The sequence below is a fragment of the Pseudomonas sp. C5pp genome, assembly GCF_000814065.1.
GTDB classification, from domain to species: Bacteria; Pseudomonadota; Gammaproteobacteria; order Pseudomonadales; family Pseudomonadaceae; genus Aquipseudomonas; species Aquipseudomonas asiatica.
In genome coordinates this window covers 1-12,998 of the sequence record NZ_JWLN01000051.1, presented here as the reverse complement: position 1 = coordinate 12,998, position 12,998 = coordinate 1, and the positions used below count along the sequence as shown (strand labels likewise).

At 64.1% G+C, this 12,998-nt stretch carries 14 protein-coding genes and 2 tRNA genes; 4 read left to right on the top strand and 12 right to left on the bottom strand.

The genetic code is table 11. The features are described from left to right. Positions 1–103 precede the first annotated feature (103 nt). Positions 104–424 (bottom strand): I78 family peptidase inhibitor, encoded by a 321-nt coding sequence (locus tag RR51_RS26675; protein ID WP_023660761.1) that lies wholly within the window; start codon positions 422–424, stop codon positions 104–106. Between the two features lie 276 nt (positions 425–700). On the opposite strand from RR51_RS26675, the gene RR51_RS26670 reads away from it, so the two are divergent. After that, positions 701–913 carry a hypothetical protein gene (locus RR51_RS26670; RefSeq protein WP_003260960.1) on the top strand — a complete coding sequence of 71 codons (213 nt, stop codon included), beginning with the start codon at positions 701–703 and terminating at the stop codon, positions 911–913. On the opposite strand, the gene RR51_RS26665 is transcribed toward RR51_RS26670, so the two are convergent. From RR51_RS26665 to RR51_RS26635, 7 genes are all read right to left on the bottom strand, one after another. Next, entirely contained in the window at positions 885–1,886 is a 1,002-nt protein-coding gene (locus RR51_RS26665) for a nucleoside hydrolase (protein ID WP_039615249.1), read from the bottom strand. The genes RR51_RS26670 and RR51_RS26665 overlap by 29 nt on opposite strands. Before the next feature lie 164 nt (positions 1,887–2,050). Then, complete coding sequence (gene rbsD, locus RR51_RS26660; protein ID WP_024086739.1) at positions 2,051–2,449, bottom strand: D-ribose pyranase; 399 nt, start codon at positions 2,447–2,449, stop codon at positions 2,051–2,053. Then, entirely contained in the window at positions 2,446–3,354 is a 909-nt protein-coding gene (rbsK, locus tag RR51_RS26655; RefSeq protein WP_039615248.1) for a ribokinase, read from the bottom strand. Before rbsK ends, rbsD begins: the two co-directional genes overlap by 4 nt. Before the next feature lie 15 nt (positions 3,355–3,369). After that, positions 3,370–4,392 (bottom strand): LacI family DNA-binding transcriptional regulator, encoded by a 1,023-nt coding sequence (locus RR51_RS26650; protein WP_015269787.1) that lies wholly within the window; start codon positions 4,390–4,392, stop codon positions 3,370–3,372. A gap of 4 nt (positions 4,393–4,396) precedes the next feature. Further along, positions 4,397–5,392: an ABC transporter permease gene (locus RR51_RS26645; RefSeq protein WP_015269786.1), complete on the bottom strand. Its 996-nt coding sequence runs from the start codon at positions 5,390–5,392 to the stop codon at positions 4,397–4,399. Next, positions 5,389–6,942: a sugar ABC transporter ATP-binding protein gene (locus tag RR51_RS26640; RefSeq protein ID WP_039615247.1), complete on the bottom strand. Its 1,554-nt coding sequence runs from the start codon at positions 6,940–6,942 to the stop codon at positions 5,389–5,391. The genes RR51_RS26645 and RR51_RS26640 overlap by 4 nt, the downstream gene beginning before the upstream one ends. A 21-nt stretch (positions 6,943–6,963) precedes the next feature. Continuing rightward, on the bottom strand, positions 6,964–7,920 hold the full coding sequence (locus tag RR51_RS26635) for a sugar ABC transporter substrate-binding protein (RefSeq protein WP_013971996.1): 957 nt from the start codon (positions 7,918–7,920) through the stop codon (positions 6,964–6,966). A gap of 406 nt (positions 7,921–8,326) precedes the next feature. Here RR51_RS26635 and RR51_RS26630 point away from each other — a divergent pair, with 406 nt between their 5' ends. Next, positions 8,327–9,415, top strand: coding sequence for an asparaginase (locus tag RR51_RS26630; protein WP_024086733.1), 1,089 nt, complete (start codon positions 8,327–8,329; stop codon positions 9,413–9,415). Between the two features lie 125 nt (positions 9,416–9,540). Beyond that, positions 9,541–9,783 carry a DUF1654 domain-containing protein gene (locus RR51_RS26625; protein WP_003260955.1) on the top strand — a complete coding sequence of 81 codons (243 nt, stop codon included), beginning with the start codon at positions 9,541–9,543 and terminating at the stop codon, positions 9,781–9,783. A 12-nt stretch (positions 9,784–9,795) separates the two neighbouring features. Here the strand turns inward: RR51_RS26625 and RR51_RS26620 are convergent, their stop codons facing one another. The 4 genes from RR51_RS26620 to RR51_RS26605 all read right to left on the bottom strand — a co-directional run bounded on the left by RR51_RS26620 (position 9,796) and on the right by RR51_RS26605 (position 11,480). Then, entirely contained in the window at positions 9,796–10,221 is a 426-nt protein-coding gene (locus RR51_RS26620; RefSeq protein WP_003260953.1) for an HD domain-containing protein, read from the bottom strand. Between the two features lie 239 nt (positions 10,222–10,460). Continuing rightward, entirely contained in the window at positions 10,461–11,030 is a 570-nt protein-coding gene (locus tag RR51_RS26615; RefSeq protein WP_003260952.1) for an SPOR domain-containing protein, read from the bottom strand. A 131-nt stretch (positions 11,031–11,161) separates the two neighbouring features. Beyond that, positions 11,162–11,238 (bottom strand) — tRNA-Val (locus RR51_RS26610). A gap of 165 nt (positions 11,239–11,403) precedes the next feature. Continuing rightward, a tRNA-Val gene (locus tag RR51_RS26605) sits at positions 11,404–11,480 on the bottom strand. A gap of 203 nt (positions 11,481–11,683) precedes the next feature. Here RR51_RS26605 and RR51_RS26600 point away from each other — a divergent pair. Then, positions 11,684–12,967 (top strand): NAD(P)/FAD-dependent oxidoreductase, encoded by a 1,284-nt coding sequence (locus tag RR51_RS26600; protein ID WP_039615246.1) that lies wholly within the window; start codon positions 11,684–11,686, stop codon positions 12,965–12,967. Positions 12,968–12,998: the final 31 nt, after the last annotated feature.

The window sequence follows — 12,998 nt, the reverse complement described above, 5'->3', positions numbered from 1 at the left end:
CCCTGGGTTTCAGCTTCGCAGCATCAATGGCCGGGGCCGCTTTGCGGCCCTTTCGCGACACAAGGCCGCTCCTACAGGGACCGCGTCGATCCTCCGGGCTGTGTCAGCCGCAGTTGACGCGAACCACCTTGCCCTGCTCGTCCACATTCAGGTTCAAGCGCTCGGAGCGGTACTCGAGGGTAACCACGTCGTGCGGCTTGAGAATACGTGCCATCTGCGAACCACTGGCCTTGCGCGCCTGCTCCAGCAGCTCGGCGCTGGCAAGCTTGCCAATGGCGAAATCGGCGCCGCTGGCTTCGCAGCGGCCATCGTTGCCTGCCGGCGTGGCTGGCGCAGCGCCACCAGCAGAATTGCCACCAGTGCTGCAACCAGCCAGGACAGCAGCCACCGCCAGGGTTGCCAGGTAAGCACGGGTACGGAACATGAAGCCTCCTAAATCGGTCCGGGAACTGTCTGATCCGACAGTTCCGCTGATCTTTTGTTGCAAAACCGGTCAAGTCTGCCTGAACTCGCCAGCCGAGGCGAAAACGCAATCGTGACCGGATTTTGCACAACCCGCTGCGTTTGCCATATGCTTAAGCCGCAAGGTCACTGACGCAAAGTCATGATTTAGTGCAAGAAGTGGAGCGCACCCCGCCTCCATCGAACACCAGGGTCAGGTGTTCGCCCCTTCGTCCCGGGCCCCAAGCGAGAGCCTTTCATGAGCAGCCACAGCATCGAAGCCGATATCAAGGTCAAATGGGCCGAAGGCCAGAGCGCGTACAGCCCTGGCACGCCGGAGGAGTTGCTGCTGATTGCCATCGACCTGCTGGTGCGCGATCGCGGCGCCGAGGCGGCACGCAGCTTCTTCGACCAGGTGTTCGAGCGCTACGCGCCGCACACGGCTATTCCAATCGCGCCAAACGGGCGCTGAGCAGGTCGAACAGGCCCTGGGCATCGCCCTCGTCCACCCACATCACGTTGGCTGGCTGCTTGAGCACGCCGTACCAGTCGGCAAGGGTCTGGCCGAAGCTGGGGCCTTCGCGGCTGTCGATGGTCATGTGGATACGCCGGCCGCTGAACAGCTCGGGCTTGAGCAGGTAGGCGATGACGCTGGCGTCGTGCACCGGGCCGCCGGGCATGCCATACAGGTCCATGTCGTGGGTGATGTAGGCGTTGAGGATATCCACCACCCGTTTGCTGGCCTGGTTGTTCACCGCTGCCAGTTGCTTGAGGCGGGCGTCGCTGGTCAGCAGCTTGTGGGTGACGTCCAGCGGCAGGTAGGTCAGTTGCACGCCGCTGGCCAGCACCACTTCGGCGGCATGTGGGTCGGCATAGAGGTTGAATTCCGCCGCCGGGGTGATATTGCCTCCGTTGAAATGGGCACCGCCCATGACCACCACCTGCTTGATGCCTTTGGCGATGTCCGGGCGCTGGATCAGCGCCAGGGCCAGGTTGGTTTGTGGGCCGAGCATGGCGATGGTGATGCTGTGGGGCTTGGCGGCGCCCAGGGTGTCGACCAGGTATTGCACGGCATTGCCTTGGGCCAGCGGCGCTTTCGGTTCGTGGACCTGGATGCCGGTGAAGCCTTCTTCGCCGTGCACCTCGGCGGCGTAGATCGGCTTGCGCACCAGCGGGCGAGCGGCGCCGGCGTACACGGGGATGTCTTCGCGGCCGGCCCATTCGCGGGCCAGGCGGGCGTTGCGCGAGGTCTTTTCCAGGCGCACGTTGCCGGCCACGGTGGTGATGGCGCGGATGTTGAGCTCGTCGGGCGAGGCCAGGGCCAGGAACAGCGCGACCACATCGTCGGCGCCTGGGTCGGTGTCGATGATCAGGTCGATGGGGGCGGCCTGGAGGGTGGTGGCTGCGGCCATGAGGGCGATTCCTTGTAGCAGGGGTTTGAGCATGGGTGGCACTCCTGTTGCCTGGATTGGTATTCCTGATACACCGCAAATCCCTGTGAGAGCGGGTTTACCCGCGAAGAAGGCAGCGCGGTGGATGGCACCGGCTTCGCCGGTGTTCGCGGGTGAACCCGCTCCCACAGGGGTTCTGCACTGGCCAGGACGACGAGCTAGAAAGTCACGCCGGAAATCAGCGCGATGTTGCTGTAGGGCTGGCACTCGCCAGTACGCACTACCGCACGGGCACTGCGTGTCAATGCCTTGAAATCTTCATGGCTCAGCCATTCGCGCTTGCCCAGCTTGCCCTTCAGCCGCTCGATCTCGACCAGCGCCGGCGGCACCACTTTCTGCATCTCTTCGGCCAGCACGTGGCGCTCTACCTGCAACTCGCTCAGCACAACCCGCAACACGCTGGCGAAGTCCGGCAGGCCAGGCGTGACGGCCAGGTCGATCAGTTCGACGCCCGGCGGCACCGGCAGCCCGGCATCGCCGATCACCAGGATGTCACCATGCCCCATGCCGGCGATGGTCCGCGAAAGGGCAACGTTCAGCAGTGGGGTTTTCTTCATGGCGCAAGCTCCGCCAGGTAGGGAATCGACGGCTGGGCACCGGCGCGGGTAACCGACAGGGCCGCGGCGCGCTGGCCGAAAGCGATGGCTTCGCCCTCCCCCAGGCCGCGCACCAGGCCAGCGGCAAAGCCGCCGATGAAGGTATCGCCGGCTGCCGTGGTGTCCAGCGGCTGCACCACCGGCGCGGGGAAGTGCTGATGGCCCTGCGGGGTGACCAGCAAGGCCCCTTGCGCGCCCAGGGTAATGATCACTTTGCCCGCGCCCAGTTGCAGCAAGCGCTCGCCGGCACGTCGGGCGCTGTCCAGGTCAGTCACCGCCACGCCGGTTAGTGCTTCGGCCTCGCTTTCGTTGGGCGTCAGGTAGTCGATGTGGGCGAACCAGTCCGCCGGCAAGGGGCCGGTCGCCGGCGCCGGGTTCAGGATTACCCGCTTGCCCAGCTCGCGCCCCCTGGCAAGGGTCCAGGCCACGGTGTCGGCCGGTACTTCCAGCTGGCAGATGATCACTTCGGCCGCCTGCAGCAGCGCATCGAAACGCTGCACCGACTGCGGGGTCAGCAGGCCGTTGCCACCGGGGATGATGACGATGCAGTTCTGGCTGGCGGCATCCACGGTGATCAGCGCCACCCCGCTGGACACGCCCTGGCAGGTGGTGACGCCCTGGCAGTCGATGCCTTCCACATACAGGGCCCGGTGCAGTTGTCGACCATAGTCATCGTCGCCAACGTTGCCGATCATCGCCACGCTGCCACCCAGGCGCGCCGCAGCGACAGCCTGATTGGCCCCTTTGCCGCCCGGTGCCGTGAAAAAGCTTTCGCCGGGGAGTGTTTCGCCGGCCCGGGGCAGGCGCTGCGCGCGGGCCACCAGGTCCATGTTGAGGCTACCGACTACCACAACCTTGGCATTCATGACATTTCCTTAGCATCAGCGGTAATCGTTGAACAGGTCCGGGCGCGGCCCGGTGGACTCGCGCAGCACAATGCGCGGGGCGACGATGCGTTGCTCTGCCGCGCCCTGGCGGGGGGTGCCGATACGCGCCAGCAACAGCGACGCGGCGCTCTCGCCCAGCTCGCGAATCGACTGGCCCACCGTGGTCAACGGTGGGTACACGTAACGGCTGAGCTCGATGTCGTCGAAGCCGATCACCGACAGCTCGCCGGGCACGTTGATATTGCGTTCGGCCGCGGCACGCAACACACCGAAGCCGATCATGTCGTTGCCGGCAAAAATCGCCGTAGGTCGCTTGCCCTCCAGCAGCCGGCCTGCGGCTGCATGGCCGCCGGGGCTGGTGAAATCGCAGTGCAGCACGCGGTCGTTGCGCACCGGCACACCGGCTTCGGCCATGGCGCGGCGGAAGCCGCTCAGGCGCAGCTGGGTCACACCGGTCTCGGCGGGGCCGCCGATGTAGGCGATGTCATGGTGACCAAGTTCCAGCAGGTGCTGGGTGGCCAGGAAGGCGCCCTGCTCGTGGTCGATGCGCACCAGGTCGGCATCGACACCGTCCAGTTCACGGTCGACGATCACCATGGGCGTGCGCACACCAGCCAGGCTTTGCAGCAGGTCGCTGTCCTGCCCTACCGAAGCCACTACCAGGCCGTCGATGCGCTTTTCCAGCAGCACGCGCAGGTAGCTGCGCTGCTTTTGCGGGTTGTCGTCGGAGTTGCACAGGATCACGCAGTAGCCGTTGCGTTCGCAGGCGTCTTCGATGCCCCGCGCCAGCTCGGCGAAGTACGGGTTGACGCTGTTGGGTACCAGCAGGCCGATGGTGGCCGTGCTGCGCGCCTTCAGCGAGCGGGCCACGGCGCTGGGTACGTAGTCGAGTTCGGCGATGGCGGCTTCGACTTTCAACCGCACCTGCTCGCTGACCGGCCGGGTCTTGTTCAACACATGGGACACGGTGGTGTAGGAAATGCCCGCCAGTGCCGCGACGTCTTTGATGGTTGCCATGTTTTCAGTTCCGCCGGCCTGCACGCCGGCTACGGTAAGTGTCGAGCACCACGGCGATGACGATCACCGCCCCGGTGATGATGCGTTTGGTCGGTTCGCTGGCACCGATCTGCGCCAGCCCTGCGGCCAGCACCGAAATGATCAGCACGCCAAAGAAGGTGCTGATGACCGAGCCGCGCCCGCCCATCAGGCTGGTGCCGCCAATCACCACGGCGGCGATCACCTGCAGCTCCAGGCCGGAGCCGGCATTGGGGTCGGCGGCTTCCAGGCGCGAGATCTGGAACAGCGCGGCCAGGCCGGCGAGCAGGCCCATCAGGGCGAACACCAGCACCTTGTACGGGCGCGGGTCGATGCCTGCCAGGCGCACGGCCTCTTCGTTGGTGCCGATGCCGATCAGGTAGCGGCCGAACACCGTACGGGTCAGCACCAACTGGGCCAGCACGATCACCAGCAAGGCGATGATGAACGCCGGCGAGATGCCGAATGCGATGGGGTTGGAGAACCAGGCATAGGCATCGCCGATATAGGCGGTGCGCGAGTCGGTGAACTGGTAGGCCAGGCCGCGGGCCATTTCCAGCACCCCGAGCGAAACGATGAACGACGGAATGCGCCAGGCCACGGTGACGCCGCCGGTGATGCTGCCGGCCAGTGCCGCCACGGCCATGCCCAGCAGGGCCGAAGGCAGCACGCCCCAGCCCCAGCCGAGGATCGCCACGCTGACCGTGGAGGCCGCCAGCGCCAGTACCGAGCCCACCGACAGGTCGATGCCGCCGATGATCAGCACGAAGGTCATGCCCACCGCCAGTACCATCAGGTCGGGGATCTGGTTGGCCAGGGTACTGAAGGTGTTGTACGACCAGAAATGGCTGCTGAGGAACGAGAACAGCACGATCATCGCCAGCAAGGCGCCGGCCAGGCCCAGGTAGGTACCCAGGCCAAGATAGGTGCCACTGCGGCGCACCGGTGCGGCGCCTTGGCTGTCGAGCGGGGTGGTTTTCATGCATCCATCCTGGGAGCTGCTTCATGCAGCAGTGCGTCACGTTTCTGATAACCGGCAAAGGCCGCGGCCAGCAACTGGTCCTGGCTCCAATGGTCCCGCTCGAAGGTGTCGATCAGGCGACCGGCCGACAGCACGGCGATGCGGTCGCATATCAGCATCAGCTCGCGCAGGTCACTGGACACCACCACCAGGGCCTTGCCCTGGCGCGCCAGCTCGGCCAGCAGGCCATAGATGTCGAACTTGGCGCCGACGTCGATGCCACGGGTGGGCTCGTCGAACAGCAGCACCTGGCAGTCGCGCTCCAGCCAGCGGCCGATCACCACCTTCTGCTGGTTGCCGCCAGACAGCTCGCCCACCACCTGCTGCGGGCCGGCACTGCGAATGCGCATGGCCTGGATCTGGCGTTCGGCCAATGCCGCTTCGGCTTCGCCATCGAGCACCCCGGCCCGTGATACCGCGCCGAGGTTGCCCAGGGCGATATTGGCGCTGATCGACTGCGTCAGCAGCAGGCCCTCGCCTTTGCGGTCTTCGGTGATCAGCGCGATACCGGCCTGCACGGCAGCCTTGGGCGAGTCGATGGTGACCACCTGCGGTGGCTGGCCGAGGGCGATGCTGCCGCTGTCGGCACGGTCGGCGCCGTAGATCAGGCGCAACAGCTCAGTACGGCCGGCACCGATCAGGCCGGAGATGCCGAAGATCTCCCCTGCCCTGACCTCGAACGACACTCCACGCACCTTGTCGGCACGGCTGAGCTTGTCGACCTTGAGCAGCGGCGCGCCGATCTGCCGGCGGCCCAGGTCGATATGCTCGCCCAGCTCGCGGCCGACCATCAGGTTGACCAGTTCGGCGCTGCTGTAGCGCTGGATCGGCTCGTCGCACACCAGCTTGCCGTCGCGCAGCACGACGATGCGCTGGGCCACGCGCTGCAGTTCTTCCAGGCGATGGGAGATGTAGACGATGGCCACGCCACGTTGGCGCAGGCGCTCGATCTGGGTGAAAAGCAGCTCCACTTCGCGCGCGGTGAGCATGGCGGTGGGCTCGTCAAAGATCAGCACATGGCAGTCGCCAATCAGGTTGCGGGCGATCTCGACCATCTGCTGGTGGCCGATGCCCAGCTCGCCGACCGGGGTGTCCGGGTCGATGGCGTCGAGGCCGACCTGGGCCATGGCGGCCGTGGCCAGTTGGCGCAGGCGCTTTTGGCTGATCCAGCCGAAGCGGCCGGGCAGGTTGTCGAGGAACAGGTTTTCCGCCACGGTCAGCGTGGGTAGCAGGTTGAGTTCCTGCATGACCATGCGCACGCCAAGGCGCTCAGCCTCGCTGCGGCTGCCAGGCGCGTAGGCCTGGCCGCGGTAGCGCATGTGCCCGGTGGTGGGGGTTTCCAGCCCACTGATGAGCTTGGACAGGGTGCTTTTGCCCGCGCCGTTCTCGCCGGTCAGGGCCAGCACTTCGCCGGCACGCAGGTTCAGGCTGACCTCGCCGAGCACGGGCTGGGCGTAGGTCTTGCCCAGGCCGCTGGCGGCGAGCACTACTTCGTTGGCCGATGCAGGCATGGCCGTTTCTCCTGCCAGCGATCAGGGTTTGGTGATGAGTTGGACCGGGGTCTGGATGACGTTGTCGGCATCCACGTCGGGTTTCTCGCCCTTGACCATTTTCAGCGCCGCCTGGATGCCGTACACCGCCTGCTGGCTGGCCGCCTGGTCGAGGGTAGCGAGCACACGGCCGTCGGCGAGCATCGGCTTGATGGCGTTGATGTTGTCGTAGCCCACCACTTGCACCTGGCCGGTCTTGCCGGCGGCACGCACGGCCGACACCGCGCCCAGGGCCATGCTGTCGTTGCCGGCCAGCAGGGCTTTCAGGTCGGGGTATTCGTTGAGCATGGAGGCGGCGACGGCGTTGCCTTTGTCGATTTCCCAGTTGCCGCTCTGCACCGAAACGATCTTGATCTGCGCGGCGTCCATGGCGTCCTTGAAGCCGGCGGTACGCTGCTGGGCGTTGGTGGTGGTCGGCACGCCTTCGATGATGCCGACCTGGTCGCCGGCCTTGAGCTTCTCGTTGGCCAGGTAGTCACCCACCAGGCGCGCGCCCTTGCGGTTGTCGGGGCCCACGAAGGGTACGCTGATGCCTTTGCTCTTGAGCAGTTCAGGGTCCAGGCGGTTGTCGATATTGATCACCACCACGCCCTGGTCCATGGCCTTCTTCACCGCCGATACCAGCGCCTTGGAGTCGGCCGGGGCAATGACCAGGGCCTTGGCGCCCGCGTTGACCATTTGCTCGACGATGCGGATCTGCTCGCCGGTGTCGGTCTCGTTCTTGATGCCGTTGGCGATCAGTTCGAATTCATCGGCGTGGGCTTTCTGGTAATCCTTGGCACCGTCTTCCATGGTGCGGAAGAACTCGTTGGCCAGCGACTTCATGACCAGGGCGACCTTGGGCTTGTCTTCGGCGTGGGCGGGGGAAAATGGCAGGGCCAAGGACAGCGAGGAAATGACCGCGAGGGCCAGCAGACGACCGGGGAACGGCAGTTTCATGGACGATGACTCCGAATCTTGTGTTTTTTGTCGGATCGCAAACGTTTGCGTTGCCTAACTATGGAAACAGGACCGGGGTTTGTCAAATCCGTTTGGCTGTCGGAGGTCAAGTCGAGCTTGGCGCAGTTTATCCGGATTTTTTCCGAAAAGCCGAACGTCTTTTCCTACGTTTGTTCGGAATCTCGAATGGGACGCACCTTCAGGTGGGGGCGGCCTTGTGTCGCGAAAGGGCCGCAAGGCGGCCCCGGCAATGTGTGTTGTTGCGCCGGAATCCGGGGCCGCTACGCGCCCCTTTCGCGACGCAAGGCCGCTCCCACAAGGGCCGTGCGCGCAACTGGTACGAAACCTGCCTTGCACCCTGTGCGACAAAACAACCATCTCATTAGGAAGAGAGAGAACAATAACGATGAATGCCGCACTGAAAATCTTCGCCCCCAGCGCACTCGCCGTGCTGCTGGCCATTCCAGCCACCGTTTCGGCCAAAGAGGCTGAAACCCAGCAGAAGCTGGCCAACGTGGTCATCCTCGCCACCGGCGGCACCATTGCCGGCGCTGGTGCCAGCGCCGCCAACAGCGCCACCTACCAGGCCGCCAAGGTGGGCGTCGACAAGCTGATCGCCGGCGTACCGGAGCTGGCCGACCTGGCCAACGTACGCGGCGAGCAGGTCATGCAGATCGCCTCTGAGAGCATCTCCAACGACGACCTGCTCAAGTTGGGCAAACGCGTTGCCGAACTCGCCGAAAGCAAGGACGTCGACGGTATCGTCATCACCCACGGCACCGACACCCTGGAAGAGACCGCCTACTTCCTCAACCTGGTGGAAAAGACCGACAAGCCGATCGTGGTCGTCGGTTCGATGCGCCCGGGCACCGCCATGTCCGCCGACGGCATGCTCAACCTTTACAACGCCGTGGCCGTGGCCAGCGACAAGCAGTCGCGCGGCAAGGGCGTGCTGGTGACCATGAATGACGAGATCCAGTCCGGGCGCGATGTCAGCAAGGCAGTGAACATCAAGACCGAAGCCTTCAAGAGCGCCTGGGGCCCGATGGGCATGGTGGTGGAAGGCAAGTCGTACTGGTTCCGCCTGCCGGCCAAGCGCCACACGGTCAACTCCGAGTTCGACATCAAGCAGATCAGCAGCCTGCCGCAGGTGGATATCGCCTATGGCTATGGCAACGTCACCGACACCGCCTACAAGGCACTGGCGCAGAATGGTGCCAAGGCCCTGATCCATGCCGGTACCGGCAACGGCTCGGTGTCGTCGCGGGTGGTGCCAGCGCTGCAGGAGCTGCGCAAGAACGGCGTGCAGATCATTCGCTCATCGCACGTCAACCAGGGTGGCTTCGTGCTGCGCAACGCCGAGCAGCCGGATGACAAGAACGACTGGGTCGTGGCCCATGACCTGAACCCGCAGAAAGCGCGGATTCTGGCGATGGTAGCGATGACCAGGACCCAGGACAGCAAGGAGCTGCAGCGGATCTTCTGGGAGTACTGATCGCCAGCTGCCCCCTGAAATGCAAACAGCCCCGCTGCCCAGGCGGGGCGTTTGCTGTCTGACTGTTGCGAAATTACTTACAGTGAAATACTGTATGCGCATACAGCAAAAACAAGGAAACACTTGTGTCCAGCACCGCCTCCGCCACCCCAAGCAGCTATGAACAACTGGGTATGCGCATTCAGAAAATCATCAACAGCCCCACTGCCCAGCGCAGCCGTGCGGCGTTGATTTTCCGTCTGGAGCAGGAAACCCCGGAAGATTGGGAAACCCTGCTAGAGGAAATCGCCGAAAACGATAACGTCACCCTCGCCCACCGCGACGATGGCGGCGTGCAGATTTTCTGGACGGTACCGAAGGAAGACTGACTGCATTCAGCCTCAAGCCAAGGCCTGCAGGTAGGCGCTGGCTTCGCGGTAACGCGCCAGCCGCGCCAGGTCGGTGGGGCCTGGGCACGGGATGCGCGAAAGGTCGCTGTTGTCGGCCAGATCGGCCAGCTTGACGGTGCGCGCCAGCGGGTCACCGCCCAGGCGCACCACGAAGTCCTGGTAGGCCTCGCCCTCACGGCGGCTGAGCGCCAGCAAGGCGGCAAGGATTTTCAGCGCGAAACCCTCGCGCGCCAGGTCGGACAGGGTCAGCGGGGTGTCTTCGATCACATCGTGCAGCACCGCGACAATCCGTTGTTCGGTTGTGGATACCCGCATCATCACGCGTAGCGGGTGGAGGATATAAGCGGCCCCACCCTTGTCGTATTGCCCTTCATGCGCCCTGGCGGCCACGGCAATGGCCCGCTCCAGTGTAGACATGAGGCCCTCCCCGTTCGGCTTCTTCCTGACAAGCATAGCCAAAACTGTGCGGACAATGTCTAGCGCGCGTGTGACTGCTCGAAATCCGGAAGCTGGCGCACGCCCTGTAGGAGCGGCCTTGCGTCGCGACGGGCTGCGAAGCAGCCCCGGGATTTCGGCATCACAGCAGATTCTGTGGGGCTGCTTCGCAGCCCGTCGCGACACAAGGCCGCTCCTACAGCCCCACTCACACAGAGTTTTCAGCGCGCTGCGCCGTGCTGAATCACCACCGAATCGGTACCCAGCTTGGCCATCACCTCGGCCTTGCGCGCTTCGGCTTCCTCACGGGTGGGGAATGGCCCCATCAGCACCACCGGCTTGCCGTCGCGGTACTCCACCGAGGACGGGATGCCCTTTTCGATCAGGCGTGCGGTCATGTCGCTGAGCGCGCCCATGTTGGCACCCTGGATCACTTCCACATCCCAGCCTTGCGGGGCCGGCTGGCCAGCCAGGGCCTCGGCGCGGCGCTGCAGCTCGGCGCCGCCGCACATCTCGCGGATGCGCAGGTTGTTGCCGCTGTCGTCGACGATGATTTCGTACTGGCCATCGCGCTTGATGGCCACGTAGCTGCGGTAGGCCTCGTACTGCCCGGCATCATCCTTGCCACGAACCTGGCCGCAGATGGTGCCTTGGGTGTCGATCCGCACGTTGCCGAACTTGGCGGTCTTAGGGTTGTGCAGGTGTTCGGCCACCTGCTTGTGCACGCCTTCGACTTCGTTCTCACAGCCCGCCAGGGCGAGCACTGCCATTACCACAGCCAGTTTGCGCACGCGTGTACCTCCAGATTCGAAGGGGCGGATTCTAGCACGCCGGGCAATGCCCCGAACCGCGACCAAACGTTACACGCTGCTTCATGCGCACAGCAAAAAGGGCGATCATTACTGATCGCCCTTTTTCGATTTGGTAGGCACAATTGGACTCGAACCAACGACCCCCACCATGTCAAGGTGGTGCTCTAACCAACTGAGCTATGTGCCTGTCGTGTGGTGCGCATATTAGTGATCAAATGCGTACCTGTAAAGCGTTTTTTCAGAAAAATCAAAAACTTTGCGAATTCGTGCATAAGGGGCTGCCGCGCAGCACCAGGCCGCGAGAACCCAATGAAAAAAGGGGTGACCCTTGCGGATCACCCCTTCTTCGATTTGGTAGGCACAATTGGACTCGAACCAACGACCCCCACCATGTCAAGGTGGTGCTCTAACCAACTGAGCTATGTGCCTGTCGTGTGGTGCGCATTCTACCCATTCCAAAAACCCTGTCAACACTTTTTTTCGCGCTAACTTACTGAATCTTAAACTCTTTATAGAAAAGTGCGCTGGCGGGGACCGAGTAAAGGATTTTCAACGGACGACTAGCGGGTGTTTATTATTATTGATAGCATCGGTACATTCGTTAAAAATATAAAACACGAGGTTCCTGCAGCATGGCTAACACCCCCTACCCCCAGTCCTACTACGCCGCCTCGGCCAACCCGGTGCCGCCACGTCCGGCGCTGCAGGGTGAGGTGGAAACCGATGTGTGCATCATCGGCGCCGGCTACACCGGCCTGTCCAGCGCCCTGTTCCTGCTGGAGAACGGCTTCAAGGTGAGCATCGTCGAAGCAGCCAAGGTCGGCTTCGGCGCATCGGGCCGCAACGGCGGCCAGATCGTCAACAGCTACAGCCGCGACATCGACGTCATCGAGCGCACCGTCGGCCCCAAGCAGGCCCAGCTGCTGGGCCACATGGCCTTCGAAGGCGGGCGCATCATTCGTGAGCGCGTGGCCAAGTACAACATCCAGTGCGACCTGAAGGACGGTGGCGTGTTCGCTGCCCTCACCAGCAAGCAGATGGGCCACCTGGAGTCGCAAAAGCGCCTGTGGGAACGCTTCGGCCACAACCAACTGGAGCTGATGGACCAGAAGCGCATCCGCGAAGTGGTCGCCTGCGACAACTATGTGGGCGGCATGCTGGACATGAGCGGCGGCCACATCCACCCGCTGAACCTGGCCCTGGGCGAAGCCGCTGCGGTCGAGTCGCTGGGCGGCATCATCTATGAGCAAACCCCGGCCGTACGCATCGAGCGCGGCGCCAACCCGGTGGTGCACACCCCGCAGGGCAAGGTCCGCGCCAAGTTCATCATCGTCGCCGGCAACGCCTACCTGGGCAACCTGGTGCCGGAGCTGGCCAGCAAGTCCATGCCATGCGGCACCCAGGTGATCACCACCGAACCGCTGGGCGACGACCTGGCGCGCACCCTGCTGCCGCAGGACTACTGCGTCGAGGATTGCAACTACCTGCTCGACTACTACCGCCTGACCAGCGACAAGCGCCTGATCTTCGGTGGTGGCGTGGTGTACGGCGCGCGTGACCCGGCCAACATCGAGGCGATCATCCGTCCGAAGATGCTCAAGGCCTTCCCGCAACTGAAAAATGTGAAGATCGACTACGCCTGGACCGGCAACTTCCTGCTGACCCTGTCGCGTCTGCCACAGGTTGGCCGTATCGGCGACAATATCTACTACTCCCAGGGCTGCTCGGGTCACGGCGTGACCTACACCCACCTGGCGGGCAAGGTGCTGGCCGAGGCCATGCGTGGCCAGGCCGAGCGTTTCGACGCCTTCGCCGGCCTGCCGCACTACCCGTTCCCGGGTGGCCAGATGCTGCGCGTGCCGTTCAGCGCCATTGGCGCCTGGTACTACAGCCTGCGCGATCGCCTGGGCTTCTGATGTAGGCAGGGCTGGCCTCTTCGCGGGTAAA

Excerpts from the sequence above, each read along its gene's own strand:
- RR51_RS26675 (WP_023660761.1), bottom strand. The coding sequence starts at position 424 with ATGTTCCGTACCCGTGCTTACCTGGCAACCCTGGCGGTGGCTGCTGTC.
- RR51_RS26670 (WP_003260960.1), top strand. The coding sequence starts at position 701 with ATGAGCAGCCACAGCATCGAAGCCGATATCAAGGTCAAATGGGCCGAA.
- RR51_RS26665 (WP_039615249.1), bottom strand. The coding sequence starts at position 1,886 with ATGCTCAAACCCCTGCTACAAGGAATCGCCCTCATGGCCGCAGCCACC.
- rbsD (WP_024086739.1), bottom strand. The coding sequence starts at position 2,449 with ATGAAGAAAACCCCACTGCTGAACGTTGCCCTTTCGCGGACCATCGCC.
- rbsK (WP_039615248.1), bottom strand. The coding sequence starts at position 3,354 with ATGAATGCCAAGGTTGTGGTAGTCGGTAGCCTCAACATGGACCTGGTG.
- RR51_RS26650 (WP_015269787.1), bottom strand. The coding sequence starts at position 4,392 with ATGGCAACCATCAAAGACGTCGCGGCACTGGCGGGCATTTCCTACACC.
- RR51_RS26645 (WP_015269786.1), bottom strand. The coding sequence starts at position 5,392 with ATGAAAACCACCCCGCTCGACAGCCAAGGCGCCGCACCGGTGCGCCGC.
- RR51_RS26640 (WP_039615247.1), bottom strand. The coding sequence starts at position 6,942 with ATGCCTGCATCGGCCAACGAAGTAGTGCTCGCCGCCAGCGGCCTGGGC.
- RR51_RS26635 (WP_013971996.1), bottom strand. The coding sequence starts at position 7,920 with ATGAAACTGCCGTTCCCCGGTCGTCTGCTGGCCCTCGCGGTCATTTCC.
- RR51_RS26630 (WP_024086733.1), top strand. The coding sequence starts at position 8,327 with ATGAATGCCGCACTGAAAATCTTCGCCCCCAGCGCACTCGCCGTGCTG.
- RR51_RS26620 (WP_003260953.1), bottom strand. The coding sequence starts at position 10,221 with ATGTCTACACTGGAGCGGGCCATTGCCGTGGCCGCCAGGGCGCATGAA.
- RR51_RS26600 (WP_039615246.1), top strand. The coding sequence starts at position 11,684 with ATGGCTAACACCCCCTACCCCCAGTCCTACTACGCCGCCTCGGCCAAC.